The following is a 13,751-nucleotide window of genomic DNA, read 5'->3' as shown; positions in this document are numbered from 1 at the left end:
TCAGCTTAGAAGGCTCATGCCCATGGACGCCCGGCTGAACTGCCGTGGCGCGTTGACGCCTATCCAAGCCACGTCCTCCTCCGCAGATCCAATCCGGTACAAGGCGGCGTTGCGTTCCTCTGCAGCGTATACCTGTACGAGTTCGCCTGCCGACGGAAGCATTCCGTGTACCTGTACCTTTCGGCCGAACTGCTCCGTCCACCCGTACGGAGCCTGTTCCAGTTCCGTGGAGTCGAAACCGGCAAAGTATTCAGCCAGGGCTGCGCCATGCCGTTGGGCCTGGGTCCAACTCTCGAACCGCCGAAAGGTTCCGTCCTCCGCCTGCCGGGCCGAAACGTCTCCGATAGCGAAGATCCCGTCGGCGATTTCACCGCTGGCCCGCAGGGCTTTCCCGTCCGCAGTGCAACGGACTCCGTTGGAAACGTCAAGCTCGCTATAGGTCAGCCATTCGGTATTGGGCCGCGCACCGATAGCGCTGATAACCAGGTCGGCGTGCAGGTCCAGGCCGCTGACCCGGACCGTCCAGTGCGCATTCGTTTTCTGAATGGATTCCACAGCAACCCCAAAATGAGTGACAACACCGGCCTGGTGCATCCATGCCTTCGCTTCCTCCCCAAGATGCCCCGAAAAGAAGCGCTGCATTGGTTGCGGAGCCAAATCCACTACCGTGACGGCAAGCCCACGTTGGGCGAGAGTAGACGCCAGTTCCGCACCAATGGTTCCGGCGCCGATGATGATCGCACTGGCAGCTCCTGCATCCACAGCGTTGCGCAGGGCCAGGGCGTCCTGGGCGGTTCTTAGGCTTAGAACGCCCGCTGGCTCGTTCGGCAGCCGGATTGAACCGGCTCCTGTTGAGATGACGACCGCGTCAGCAGCTACCTCTCCGAGCTTGTCCAGCAGGACAGTTCGCTTGTCGGTGAGCAGCCCGATCGCCTTTGCGTTGAGGATCGGTGTAGCCTCCGGCCACCACTCGGCCGGTTCAACGGGACCAGTGCCTAGAAGGAATTGCTTGGACAGCGGGGGCCTGTCGTAGGGCGCGTTCGGGTCTGAATCAATGACGATAAATTCGCCTGCAAAGCCCAGCTCGCGACTGCGTTCAATCAGCATTGCTGATGCAACCGAAGCGCCAATGACCGCAACCCGCTCTGGCAGATGTGTCACGACGCCGAAACCTCTGATGCTTTCTCGCTGGCCTCGTTCGTTTCCCGTTCCAGGATTGCCCGTTCGGGGCAGTTCCGGATGGCCTTTCGGACGTTGGGTTCATCGCCGCTGTTTTCGCGGCCAGGAATGACGTGCGCGTAGCCTTCCTCGTCGATCTCAAAGGTTTCGGGTGCCAGAGCCCAGCACCGGGCGTGGCCTTGGCAGCGCCCTCCGTCGACCCAAAGTTCTCCCATGGTGATCAAGCTCCAATCTTGAGGGTAAGCGGGCCGACGCCGTGCCACGGTTCGTCGTCATTCGCCCGTTCGAAGTGAGGGACAGCCTTCAGGAATTCCTCCATGGCGATAACCATTTCGGCGCGGCCAAGGTTCGAGCCAAGGCACCGGTGGATCCCTCCGCCGAAGGCCAGGTGGCGGTTGTCTTCGCGGTCAATCTTGATGTCATTGGGTTCTTCGTAGACCTCTGGGTCACGGTTGCCCGCGCCGAAGACGAGCACGACGCGTTCACCGGCCTTGATCTCCTGGCCCCGGACGACTGTGTCCTTCTTCGCGGTGCGGGCCATGGCCTGGACCGGGGAAAGCGTCCGCAGGAATTCTTCTGCAGCTGTGGGGATCAGGTCGGGGTTTTCACGCAACTGCTGCTGGGCCTGCGGGTTGCCGGCCAGGTACCAAAGGGCGGAACGGATCGCCCAGGCGGTCGTGTCCAGCCCGGCCAAGAAGAGCAGGTAGCAGTACGACAGCAGCTCTTCACGCGTGAGCTTCCGGCCTTTCACTTCCGCTTTCAGAAGCTGGGTGATCAGGTCATTGCCGGCTTCTGCTTCCGGTCCGGCCTTTTCCCGTTCGTCGAGAAGACGGTCGAAGTAGTCGTTGAGCTCGCGTCCGGCCGCGTATGCCTTTTCCGGATGAGCGGTCCGCTCATAGATGATCTCGTCAATCCACCGGTCGAAGATTGGCCAGTCCTGTTCCGGATATCCGGCCAGGCGGCTGAAGATAATGGTCGGCATCGGGCGGGCAAGCTTCGCCGAAACATCAACGACGTCGCCGGCTGCAAGGACTTCCTGGCACAGCTGCTTAGCGGTCTCCCGCATGCCGGGTGTCAGCTTTGAGATGTTCATGGGTGTGAACATCGGTAGCAGGATTTTGCGGAAGTCAGCGTGGGTCGGCGGATCGATGTCGATCGGAATCAGGGGGACGTCAGTGCCGAACGCCGGGAGGAGCATTGAGGGACCGACAGCGAAGGTGTCGGGGTCCTGCTCGGCGTTGAAGATATCCTCGCTTTTGGTGATGTACCAAAAGCCTCCATACTTGTTGCTGTGTCCAACAGGGCCGTTGGCCAGTATGTCCTGGTATTCGTCGAAAATGTTGTCGAGCGACCGTCCGTGGAAGTCAAAGTCTGACTTGTTGTGGCTGAGTCCCCGCTCAGTTTCTGTGCTCATGAGAATTGCTCCTGAAGTGGTTTCTGTGACTGTGCGTACGCTGCGGCCTTCTCCACGAGATCAACGAAGAGGGCCTTCTGGGCTTCGTGATAGTCGACCATGTGCTCGGGATGCCATTGGACTCCGATGAGGCGGGCATCATCGGCTTCAATTGCTTCGATGACGTCGCCTTCCCGTCCCACGACACGAAGACCTGTTCCGAGCTTTCCCAAGCCCTGATGGTGGTAGCTGTTCACGGGAATGCTCAGGCCTTTGGCGATCCGGGCAAGTTCGGAACCGGGCTCCAGCTGTACCTTGTGCCATGGTTCGTGTGAGGGGTGGTCCTGCCAGTGCCCCCTGTCCGGGCTCACTTCCTGGACGAGGTTTCCGCCGCGGATGACGTTGACAAGCTGCATCCCCCGGCAAGTGGCCAGGATGGGCAGGCCGCGAAGCATGGCCTCGTTGTAAAGTTCTATTTCGAAGTCGTCCCTGATGTCGCAGACGTCATAGACCGTGTCGATCGGGTCCTCGCCGTACAGCCGGGGGCTGATGTCGCCGCCGCCGGTGAGGAGGAGCCCGTCAAATCCTTCAAGAGCCGCATCCGGGATTGTTGCCGTGGACGGAAGAATGGCGGGACGGCCGCCCGCGGCAAGAACGCCGTTGGCGTAGGCCATGTTCTGGACCGTTGAAGGCATCGGGCCGAAGGCGGTATCGACGGTTTGCCGGGCCGCGGAAATGGCAATAAGGGGCGCCCGCATGTCAGTAAACCAGCCAACCACCGTCGACGTGGATGGTGGTACCGGTCACCCAGCTGGCCTCGTCGCTGGCCAGGAACGCGACGGCGTTGGCAACGTCAGAGGGCCGTCCGATTCGTCCGAGCGGCGTACGGTCGAGGAGGAACTTCACGGCCTCCTGGTTTTCCAGCACGGACTTGGTGAATGGGGTCTCGATGAAGCCGGGGGCGACAGCGTTGACGCGGATTTTGGAAGCTGCGGTTTCGATGGCCAAAGCCTTCGTGAACATAAGGAGTGCACCCTTGGATGCGTTGTAGTGGACCTGGGGGTGTCCGCTGCTGGCGATGACGATGTGGGCCTCGACAGAGGTGATGTTGACGATGGCACTGGTTGAATCGTCGCCCCGGGCGGCAGCGCCCTTCTCCAGCAGCGGCCGTGCGGCCTGGCTGACCAGGAACGGTCCGGTGGAGTTCACGGCGAAGACCTGGTCCCATTCCGCTACGCTCACGTCGTCGAAGTTGCTGCCCTTGACGATGCCTGCGTTGTTGACGAGGGTGTCGAGCCGGCCGAATTTTGCGTCGATCTCGGCCATGCCGCTGCGGACCGAGGCTTCGTCGGCGACGTCCATAACAACAGGCACCATTTCCGGGTGCTGGGCAATCAGACGCTCGAGCGCGGCCTCGTCACGGTCCAGGGCTACGACGGTGGCGCCCTCCTTGAGCAGCTTTTCTGCGATGGCAAGGCCGTTTCCGGACGCGGCTCCGGTGACTGCAGCGATCTTTCCGGGGTGAGTAGTCATTGGGTGCTTCTTTCTGAGTATTGAAAAATGGAAATGGAGCTCTTAGCGCGGTGTTGGGCGCTAGATTCGTTCCAGGTAACGTGCGATTTCGAAGTCGGTGACACTGGTCTGAAGCTTGCGGAGCTCCCAGCGCCTCGTCTGGACGTAGTGGGTAACGAACGTTTCGCCGAAGTACGCCTTGGCGACCTCGCTTTTCTCGAACTGTTCGATGGCCTGGTCGAGTGTTCCGGGCAGCTGCTTTACCTGGTGTCCTTCCTCCAGGGCGTAAGCGTTTCCTACCACCCGCTCCGGGGCAGTCAGTTCCTGCTCCACGCCGTGCAGGCCGGCGGCGATGCTTGCGGCGATGACCAGGTAGGGATTGGCGTCAGCGCCCGGTACCCGGTTTTCGATGCGTGCAGCACTGCCCTTTGACGGAATGGACCTGATTGCGACCGTACGGTTGTCGAGCCCCCAGGTGGCGCTGGATCCGGCCCACTGACCACCTTCGGTCCGCTTGTAAGAGTTGATGGTGGGCAGGTAGACGGCCGTGAGCTCCGGCGCCGTCTCGACGACGCCCGCCAGGTAGTTGTACCCGATGGCGCTCAGTTCGCCGGGCTCGTCGGCATTGGCGAAAGCTGACTTGCCAGATTCCGGATCCCAAAGGCTCTGGTGCATGTGTCCGGAAGAACCGGCCCACTCCGGGTTGATCTTGGCCATGAACGATGCCGTGTAGCCGGCTTCAGCTGCAGCCTCCTTGACGGTGGCTTTAAGCCGGAGGGCGTTGTCCGCGGCTGCGAGAGCATCCGAATAGTGGATGTTCATCTCGAACTGGCCTGGACCGTTTTCACTGTTGCTGGCCTCGATGAAAATGCCCTGCTCAGACAGGCGGCGTCGGATCTCACCGATGAGGAACTCGGTGCCTGTGTCCCTGACAAGGCTGTAGGTATGGCTGCCCGCCGTGATGGGGGTCAGGTCGCGCCAGTCCTTGGCGGCCAGGTCCGTCGGAGTGCCTTTGAGCAGGTAGAACTCGAACTCGTAGGCGCAGACTGGCGAGTATCCAAGGTCTTCGGCTTTCTGCACGACCCGCTTGAGAATGCTCCGGGGACAGATTGCCGCAGGCTCGCCCGACATCTCGTAAGCGTCGCAGATGACGGAAGCCACGCCGGGTTCCCCGGGAACGACCTTCAGGGTACTGAGATCGGGGAGGAGCGTCACGTCAGGGTAACCCGTGTCCCACCCCGTGTAGCTGAGATCAGAAATGATTTCGTCCTGAATGTCCCAGCCGAAGATGATGTTGCAGATATTCGTTCCGCTCTCAGCGACACTTTCCAGGAAGTACCTGGCAGGGATGCGCTTGCCGCGCCAAACACCGTCGAGGTCCACCACGCCCACTTTGAACGTTTTGATGTCGTTGTCGGAGACGAACTTTTGCAGTTCGTCATGCGCTGACGCCGCTGCGGATTGATCCTGCATGTCGATTGCCTCGAGTTCTTGGAGATCCTCCGGGACCTGTGTGATGGGATTCACTGTGTACCTCTTATCCTCATTGATATTGCTTACTAAAAACACTAAGAGCGGGATCCTATTGGCGTATGTGCAAGCTGCACATCATGATTGCCGGCTACATGCATGCGGTAAGGCAGATCACATCCAGAGCCGTACGTAGGCCAAGACTTTTTTCGAGTCCTGCCGAGTATCCGGGACACGAAAGCCCTGGTACTGGGCAGGGTTCAGATGGGGCCTAGTAGACGTCCTTGACGTAACGGCCCTCAGTCTTCATGGACTGCACGTAGTCGTACGCCTTTTCGCGGGTCATTGCGCCGTGGCTGCCCAGCACCGCCAATAGGGCTTCGTCGATATCAGGTGCTATCTGTTTCCCACCGCACACATAGACGGAAGCTCCGTCCGATAGCCAGGCAAAGATGTCTTCACCTTCTTCGCGGATCCGGTCCTGGACGTAGACCTTGCCCTGTTGATCCCGGGAGAAAGCCAGGCTGAGGCGGTCCAGCACACCGTTGCTCTGCAGTTCTTCCATTTCCGCCTGATAGAGCCAGGAAGGCCTTTCATGGCGGTCCCCGAAGAACAGCCAGTTCCGGCCCCGGGCTTGTGAGACTTCACGGTCACGGAGGAATCCGCGGAACGGGGCAACTCCGACACCTGGACCGATCATGATCACATCAGCTGAGCTGTCCTTGGGCAGGTGGAACTCGTGCGCGGGCAGCGGGAACACTTTCATAGCTTTTTTGGTGCGTGCGGCGGACTGGAGGAAAGCGCTGCACGCCCCCGAGTGCCGGCGCCCGGCGGTCTCGTATCGCACAGAGGAGACCGTCAAGTGGACGCGGTTGCCGTCGGCGAGGGGACTGGAGGCGATGGAGTACGACCGGTGCTGCAGAGGCCTCAGCTTTGAGAGGAACTCGCCGGGGTCGACATCTGTTGTCCGGGTTTCCTGCAGCACGTCCAGCATGTCCCGTCCCCACAGCCAGTTCTCCAGCGCGTTCCGGTCACCGGACTCGACCAGGTTCCGCACGGGATGATCCGGTGCGAGATCTTCAACGAGCCAGGCAACGATGCCCAGGTGGGGCAGCCGAAGCTCATAGTCGTTTTGAAGCGTCTCGCGTACAGTCTTGCCGTCCTCACCGAACGCCTCGCTGCCCTCGAGGCCAAGGAATTCGAGGAGGTTTTCCACGAGCTCGATGGAGTTGGTGGGGATTACGGCAAGTGAGTCACCTGGCCGGTAGTTGCGGCTGTCGCCGCTGACCTCAAGCTCATAGTGCCAGACCTCTTTTTCGGACTCTGGAGCGCTTAGGAGGCGGGCCTCGACGACGGTGGCAGTGTCAGGTTCCCGGCGTGTGCTTTTGGGCTGCTCGGCGGGGTTTGCTCCTGGAACAGTGGAGTCTTGCGGGCTGTTGTCCCGCTTCTTGGGAACAACTGTCGTGAAGGTCTCGAGCATGCCCTTGATCCACTTGCCTGACGTCAGGTCATAGTCGACATCGCAGTCGAGGCGGTCGAGGATTCTCTTGCCGCCGAGTTCGCCAAGGCGCTCGTCAAGGTCGATGCCGGCTTTGCAGAAGTCTTCGTACATGGAGTCGCCAATGGCAAGGACTGCGAAGGGAACGTCCCTGAAGAGGTCTGAGCCGGCGCTTTGAAGCTGATCCCAAAACGGTTGCGCGTTGTCCGGCATGTGGCCGTTGTCGTGTGTGGCGGTAACGATCAACAGGCGGTCCTTGCGTGCCGCATCTTGCGGGGTCAGCATGTCCAGGCTCATAAGCTCGGCTGAGTAACCCTGGCCGTTTGCCTTGTCCACGATCTTGGACGCAAGGAACTCAGCGTTCCCGGTCTGGCTGCCGTAGAGGACGCTGAGGGTCTGCACGGCGGTGTCTGTCTCACTGGATACTCCGGATGAGGTGCCTTGGTTGGTCCGAACCAGCTCCCCTGTGTCAGTTGTCACGGTTCTGTCCTTACAAATACGGTCTTGAGTTCTGTGTATGCCTCGATGGCAGCTTGGCCCAGTCCGCGGCCGATGCCTGACTGTTTGAAGCCGCCATAAGGTGTCTGGATTCGAATTGATGAGTTTGAGTTGACCGAGAGAGTCCCGGACTCGAGTGCCCGCGCCGTCCGCAGGGCCTGGCCGACGTCGTTGGTCCAGATGGAGCCGCTCAGGCCGTAGATTGAGCTGTTGGACAGCGCGATGGCTTCCTCTTCGGTGTCGAAGGGAATCACCGAGGCGATGGGGCCGAAAATTTCCTCGGTTGCCACCCGGCTCTTGGGGTCGGGGGCGATGACGATTCTGGGTGCCATCCAGAAGCCGGGGCCATCCGGTGCTTCACCGGCGGTGACGACGTTGAGCCCGTTTTCGAGGAAGCTGGAAACGGTGTCGCGGTGGGCAGCCGATACCAGAGGTCCGAGGTTGGTCTTGTCGTCCAGCGGGTTACCGATTTTCAGTGCCCGCGTAGTTTCGATGAATCCCTCAACGAACTCGTCGAAGATTCCCCGCTGCACGAGAAAGCGGCTGCGTGCACAGCAGTCCTGGCCCGTGTTGTCGAAGACCGACATCGGGGCTGCCCGCAGACACTTGGCGAGGTCGACGTCGTTGTAGACAATACTGGCGGACTTCCCGCCGAGCTCAAGAGAGACTCTTTTCATCGTCGTTGAAGCCGCTTGGACGATGGACCGGCCGACCTCGGTGGAACCAGTAAAACTTACTTTGTTAACATCCGGGTGTTCAGCGAGGGCATTGCCGATCCGGGCGCCCGAACCTGTGAGAACCTGAAGCGCGTCTCCGACGACGCCCAGTTCCTTCACGATTTCACCAAATCGGACAGTTGACAGGGGGGTAAGGGCGGCGGGTTTCACAATCACGGAATTGCCGCTGGCCAGTGCCGGCGCGATACTCCAGGATGCGATAGGCAGAGGGAAGTTCCAGGGGGCAATTACGGCCACCACGCCCAGCGGCTCGCGGAAAGTCATGCTGACGCCGCCGTCGACGGGAATGGTGTCTCCGAGGATCTTGTCCACCGTTCCGGCGTAGTACTTGAAGCACTCGGCGACACCAAGAACTTCCTGTCGGGCCGCCGCCAATGGCTTACCAACGTCGGTGGATTCGAGTAAGGCCAGTTCGTCGCTGTGAGCGATGACAGCATCGGCAATAGCCCAGAGGGCATCACGGCGTTCAGCCAGTGGCTTGCGGACCCAGGCGCGCTGGGCGGCCCGTGCGCGTTCGACCGCTGCATTCACGTCCGGCAGGTCGTAGGCGGGCACCTCGCCTATCTGTTCTTCTGTAGCGGGGTTGTAGACCGAAATAACGCTGCTCATAATCGGGTGCTCCTTCAGGAGAAGTGGGTTTTGTCGAAAATTTCCTAGTCCCGTGTGGAGTCTGGGAAGCTCCGTTAGTTCCGACAATGCCTGAGGAAACTGCGGCCAGCGAGTGCTGGGAGCACCACGATAACTAGCTGTATGTGCGTGGTGCACATTCCAGAAACTCTTCGGTCATCGGACCGCGTCCATTCTTTTGCCAGCCGGTAGCTGTGCATCAAGACCATGCGCAGGACGGATGTATGTGCAGGCTCAACACCGCAAACCCTGGGGTAACTCCTACGCTGTAATCCAATTCACAGTGACGTTCGGCAAGGGGGCCGGCCCCACTTGTGGGTTCCGCGATGCCGTTCAATTCCGCCTTGTCGAAGGCATCGCGATGACACTCAGCTTCTACGTCCAGGAGGGACGAATGGCAATTAAAGATGTTAAATTTGAGCCGGTGGATGCGGGACCGAACAGCATATTGAGCCCGGACCGATTGCTCAGCAGGGGCCTTGGAGTCCGGTCGATCGTGTTCATGGTTGTGGCGGGAGCTGCGCCCATGACAGCTGTCGTGGCTGGTTGGCCTGTTGTCGTTTCTGCATCGGGAAGCACGGGCGGTCCGCTGTTCTTCCTTATCGCGACCGCTATTCTGTTTCTGTTTGCCGTTGGCTTTACGAGGATGACGCCCTTTGTAAAAAATGCTGGAGCGTTCTATTCCTACATCCAAACGGGGCTGGGCCGGGGTGTTGGCATGGGGGCTGCCACTTTTGCGCTCGGAACATACTTGCTGCTGTTTCTTGCGTTGTGTTCATACCTGGGATCAGCGGCCCAGACCACGGTTCACGATCTGGGCGGTCCGGATCTTCCCTGGTGGCTGTGCAGTCTGGTGCTGATGGCAACCTGCGGTGCTCTTGCTTACCGGGACGTCGAGCTCTCCGCCAAGGTGCTGGGCGTGGTCCTGGTCATCGAAACAGTCGTTCTGCTGGCAGTAAACATCGGGGTGATTGTCCACGGCGGCGCGGAAGGTTTGAGTGGTGACTCGCTGTCCCCCGCGCGTTTGGGCGAAGGTGTCCCGCCTCTGGGCGTCATGTTTGCCTTCTTCTCGTTCATCGGTTTTGAGGCCACCGCCGTCTTCCGGAACGAAGCACGTGACCCCGATCGCACTATCCCTCGGGCAACCTACATCGCCGTTATCGGCGTCGGCATTTTCTACACTTTCACTGCCTGGGCCTTGCAGGCGGGAGTCGGAAGCAGCCAGATCGTCGAAGCCGCGACGAATGATCCCACCAGCATTGTGGTAGGGCTCGCGGGACAGTACGTGTCCCCGCTCCTTGCCACCCTGCTCCAGGTTTTCCTCATCACCAGCCTTTTCGCCTGTATCCTCACCTTCCAGAACGTACTGACCCGGTACCTCTTTACCCTTGGTACTCAAGGTGTTCTTCCGTCTGGACTTGGTGCAATCCACCCACGTCACCACGCTCCGTCCAGGGCAGCCTTGATCGTCTCGGTAGTTGCGATAGCACTGCTTGGTGTCGAGGCGATCATCGGGCTCGACCCGGTAACGCAGGCCTACACCTGGTTCTCAGGCTCGGCCACATTGGGCATCGTTGTTCTGATGGCTCTCACGTCACTCGCGGTGATCGTGTTCTTCCGGAGGAATGCACACAACAAGAAGGTCTGGGGCACGTTGCTGGCCCCCGCGCTTGCCCTTCTCGGACTCGGGGGAATTGTCTTTCTGGTCCTTCAGAACTTCGGGCTTCTCGTCGGCGGCGACTTGGCGGCGGGAATACTGTTGGCGCTCATGGCCGCACTCTTCCTGGGAGGCGTGACTACCGCGCTGGTTATGCGATCCAAGCGGCCGGCGACGTATGCCGCACTGATTCCGGCAAGTTCCAGCAGCGAGGAAAGATCTACAGCGAGCTAAGAAAAGAAGATCTATCTCCGTAGCTTCCGTCGCACAGGTCTTCTTGGGGCGATCGTAACGGTGTCCGGTCGCGCAAAGCGCGGCCGGACACTCGCGCCCATGGACAAAAGGATCTTCCAGAGATTTCTCTACCCGTCACTGCATTTAGTGAGCTGCTAGAGCAGCTGCCGATATTTAGGAGCTTCCCATTTCCGACAGCGCACTGTTAAAGCAAATCATCGACAGGAAGTACCCGACAGTTGCCTACGGCGAAGGCGTCTTCCTGTATGACACGGAAGGGCGCCAGTATCTGGATGGTTCAAGCGGCGCCATGACCGCCAGCATTGGCCACGGTGTGGAGGAGATTGCTGAGGCGGTGAAAGAACAGTGCCGCCGCGTGGCTTTTACGTATAGAACCCAGTTCACCAACCTGCCCGCTGAAGAACTTGCCCGCCGGCTCACCGACATTGCTCCCGGGGACCTCGATATGGCTTTTTTCGTCAATAGCGGGTCAGAAGCATCCGAATACGCCATCCGCACCGCAGTGAGCTACTGGCGCGAAAGGGGGCTCCCAGGCAAAGTCAAAATCCTTGGCAGGACCATCAGCTATCACGGCATGACAATGGGCGCCCTGTCGATGTCCGGGCATGCAGCACGTCGCCCCGACTACGGATCCTTGCTGCATGCGTTCTCCTTCGCCCCGCCGGCCTACGCATACCGCTTCGCCCTGCCAGGCGAGAGCGAGGAAGCGTACGCTGCGCGGGCTGCGAAAGCCTTCGAAGATGCCATTCAGAAGGAGGACCCCGGCACAGTCGCGGCAGTCATCGTCGAACCAATCGTAGGAGCCGCCGGCGGAGTCCTCACACCTCCAGCGGGCTACTTCGCCCGGCTTCGGGAAATCTGTGATCGGCTGGACGTGCTGATGATCATCGATGAGGTCATTACCGGAATGGGGCGCACGGGCGACTGGTTCGCGAGTTCCTACGAGGACGTCGTGCCGGACCTTCTTCTTATCGGCAAAGGAATGAGTGCCGGTTACTCCCCTGTTGCTGCCGTCTTGCTGCGGAGCCACATCGTTGAGTCGTTCAGAGAGGGCAGCGGCGTCGCGCCGTTCGGCCACACCTTCTCGGGGAACCCCCTGGGGGCAGCAACCTGCCTGGCGGTCCTGGACTTTATGGAACGCGAGGATATCCTCGCGAACGTCCGGCAACGGGGGAAGCAGCTCGAGGAGGGTCTGCTCTCCCTGGCAACAAGGTACCGCTGCATGGCAGATGTCCGTGGGCGGGGCCTGCTCTGGGGCTTCGAGTTCGTTATGGACCAGGAAAGCAAGCAGGCACCCGATCCTGCGCTGGGAGCGGCCAACGCATTCGTGCAGGAATGCCTGGCCCAAGGGCTCATTGTCTATCCGGCCGGTATCGCCCCGCTGAACAACGCCGTGATCCTGTCCCCGCCCTTGGTGATCACCGAAGAGGAGACACGCGTACTGCTGGCGAAGCTGGAGAAAGCCCTCCGCGCCATGGAACGCCACGTTAAGCGCTGGGCAACCGTGGGTGACGACCGGCATGGATCCCGAGTTGGAACCGGAAGCTGACTCTCATCCCGGCCGTTCCACAGTGGAGCCGGAGGTCAGGTTGCACATAGTGGTCGTAAAGGCTGTTCCCTCCACACACTTTTGAAACTCGACCAGGGCTGAAGATGGTCGAAGCGACCCATCTGCCAGCACCTCAACCATCAAGGAAGCCAAGTGACTACACCGATTCTTGCCGCCGTGCTGGAAAAGCCCGGAGCCCCTCTTCAGATCCGCGAACTGCTGCTTGACGATCCGGAGGACAATGAGGTTCTCATCCGGACTGAGCGAGTGGGCCTTTGCCACAGCGATCTGCACTATATAAAGGGGTCGCTGGATATCTCCCTGCCGGTAGTCCTCGGGCATGAAGTCGCAGGCATTGTCGAGCGCGTCGGTTCTGCGGTCACAAGAATTAAGACCGGTGACCGGGTCGTGGCAACGGTCACCCCCTCCTGTGGGGCATGCCGCAACTGCATAAGCGGACGCCCGACCCAGTGCGAACGGGTCGACTCGATGCGTGAGCGGCATCGACCCAGGCTGCTCGCACCTGATGGATCAAGCGTTGAGTCGCTCGGCGGTATCGGCGCATTTGCAGAAGCCTTCCTTGTGAAGGAGGCATCCGTTGCAGTGGTCGGCTCGTATCTGCCTCCCCAGGTGGCGTGTCTTCTCGGTTGCTGCATTAGTACAGGAGTAGGCGCGGTTATTCACGGCGCAAAGGTAGGGCCAGAGGATACTGTTGCCGTAATCGGTTGCGGCGGTGTCGGCATAGCAGCCATTCAAGGTGCCAGGTTGGCTGGGGCACGACGAATCATTGCCATTGACGCCGTGCCGGCGAAGCTGGAGCTCGCCCGCAACTTCGGTGCCACGGACACTGTTGTCTCATCACCCGACCCGACAGAAACACTCATCCAGGTCCGATCACTACTTCCCCAAGGTGTCAGCCATGCAATCGAGGCCGTGGGCCGCAGCCAGACAGCGGAACTCGCCTTTTCGCTCCTGAGCCCGAACGGAACCGCCACCATCCTCGGTCTCATGCCCACAGGGTCCGAACTGCGTATCCCCGCAGATGCACTCGTCTACGGCGACCGACACCTGCAAGGCGCCTACATGGGCGCGAACAGGTTCCTCAGCGACGTCGACATGTTCACGGACCACTACCTGAACAACCGACTGGATCTCGATGCAATGGTCACCAAGGAACTGCCCTTCGAACGTATCAACGAGGGATTCGAAGCGATGGCAGAAGCCTCGACGATCCGAGTTGTGCTGAACATGACCGACAGGCAATCGTGATCCGGGCAACCTGAAGACCATTCAACAGCTGACTATTACGCCGATCATGATCTGATTTTCCGCCACGGCCAGCGTCGGAACGAAAGCTGCGCAACATGGCGCTGCAA

General features: G+C 60.2%; 11 protein-coding genes. 3 read left to right on the top strand and 8 right to left on the bottom strand.

Going from position 1 to position 13,751, the window contains the following annotated elements; all coding sequences use genetic code 11:
* The 8 genes from FBY30_RS14865 to FBY30_RS14830 form a co-directional block, all read right to left on the bottom strand.
* Complete coding sequence (locus FBY30_RS14865) at positions 1-1,161, bottom strand: NAD(P)/FAD-dependent oxidoreductase (protein ID WP_235009455.1); 1,161 nt, start codon at positions 1,159-1,161, stop codon at positions 1-3.
* A complete protein-coding gene (locus tag FBY30_RS14860) occupies positions 1,158-1,394 on the bottom strand; it encodes a ferredoxin (protein ID WP_056332056.1) in 237 nt (78 codons plus the stop codon). Before FBY30_RS14860 ends, FBY30_RS14865 begins: the two co-directional genes overlap by 4 nt.
* A 5-nt stretch (positions 1,395-1,399) precedes the next feature.
* A complete protein-coding gene (locus FBY30_RS14855; RefSeq protein WP_056387803.1) occupies positions 1,400-2,593 on the bottom strand; it encodes a cytochrome P450 in 1,194 nt (397 codons plus the stop codon).
* Positions 2,590-3,330 carry a gamma-glutamyl-gamma-aminobutyrate hydrolase family protein gene (locus FBY30_RS14850; RefSeq protein ID WP_056387806.1) on the bottom strand — a complete coding sequence of 247 codons (741 nt, stop codon included), beginning with the start codon at positions 3,328-3,330 and terminating at the stop codon, positions 2,590-2,592. Before FBY30_RS14850 ends, FBY30_RS14855 begins: the two co-directional genes overlap by 4 nt.
* 1 nt (position 3,331) lies before the next feature.
* Positions 3,332-4,105 (bottom strand): SDR family NAD(P)-dependent oxidoreductase, encoded by a 774-nt coding sequence (locus tag FBY30_RS14845; RefSeq protein ID WP_056387811.1) that lies wholly within the window; start codon positions 4,103-4,105, stop codon positions 3,332-3,334.
* Between the two features lie 60 nt (positions 4,106-4,165).
* On the bottom strand, positions 4,166-5,611 hold the full coding sequence (locus FBY30_RS14840) for a glutamine synthetase family protein (RefSeq protein WP_235009454.1): 1,446 nt from the start codon (positions 5,609-5,611) through the stop codon (positions 4,166-4,168).
* A gap of 214 nt (positions 5,612-5,825) precedes the next feature.
* Positions 5,826-7,532 carry a diflavin oxidoreductase gene (locus tag FBY30_RS14835; RefSeq protein WP_056387815.1) on the bottom strand — a complete coding sequence of 569 codons (1,707 nt, stop codon included), beginning with the start codon at positions 7,530-7,532 and terminating at the stop codon, positions 5,826-5,828.
* Entirely contained in the window at positions 7,529-8,896 is a 1,368-nt protein-coding gene (locus tag FBY30_RS14830; RefSeq protein WP_110504005.1) for an aldehyde dehydrogenase family protein, read from the bottom strand. Before FBY30_RS14830 ends, FBY30_RS14835 begins: the two co-directional genes overlap by 4 nt.
* Positions 8,897-9,197: 301 nt before the next feature.
* Here FBY30_RS14830 and FBY30_RS14825 point away from each other — a divergent pair, with 301 nt between their 5' ends.
* The 3 genes from FBY30_RS14825 (at position 9,198) to FBY30_RS14815 (ending at position 13,644) form a co-directional block, all read left to right on the top strand.
* Complete coding sequence (locus FBY30_RS14825) at positions 9,198-10,805, top strand: APC family permease (RefSeq protein ID WP_235009453.1); 1,608 nt, start codon at positions 9,198-9,200, stop codon at positions 10,803-10,805.
* A gap of 187 nt (positions 10,806-10,992) precedes the next feature.
* Positions 10,993-12,375: an aminotransferase class III-fold pyridoxal phosphate-dependent enzyme gene (locus tag FBY30_RS14820; RefSeq protein ID WP_181423267.1), complete on the top strand. Its 1,383-nt coding sequence runs from the start codon at positions 10,993-10,995 to the stop codon at positions 12,373-12,375.
* A gap of 153 nt (positions 12,376-12,528) precedes the next feature.
* Complete coding sequence (locus FBY30_RS14815; RefSeq protein WP_235009452.1) at positions 12,529-13,644, top strand: Zn-dependent alcohol dehydrogenase; 1,116 nt, start codon at positions 12,529-12,531, stop codon at positions 13,642-13,644.
* Positions 13,645-13,751: the final 107 nt, after the last annotated feature.

It is taken from the genome of Arthrobacter sp. SLBN-83 (assembly GCF_006715285.1).
Taxonomy (GTDB): Bacteria; Actinomycetota; Actinomycetes; order Actinomycetales; family Micrococcaceae; genus Arthrobacter.
The sequence above is the reverse complement of the archived record's forward strand: the minus strand, read 5'-3'. Positions and strand labels throughout refer to the sequence as shown.

Excerpts from the sequence above, each read along its gene's own strand:
- FBY30_RS14860 (WP_056332056.1), bottom strand. The coding sequence starts at position 1,394 with ATGGGAGAACTTTGGGTCGACGGAGGGCGCTGCCAAGGCCACGCCCGG.
- FBY30_RS14855 (WP_056387803.1), bottom strand. The coding sequence starts at position 2,593 with ATGAGCACAGAAACTGAGCGGGGACTCAGCCACAACAAGTCAGACTTT.
- FBY30_RS14850 (WP_056387806.1), bottom strand. The coding sequence starts at position 3,330 with ATGCGGGCGCCCCTTATTGCCATTTCCGCGGCCCGGCAAACCGTCGAT.
- FBY30_RS14845 (WP_056387811.1), bottom strand. The coding sequence starts at position 4,105 with ATGACTACTCACCCCGGAAAGATCGCTGCAGTCACCGGAGCCGCGTCC.
- FBY30_RS14830 (WP_110504005.1), bottom strand. The coding sequence starts at position 8,896 with ATGAGCAGCGTTATTTCGGTCTACAACCCCGCTACAGAAGAACAGATA.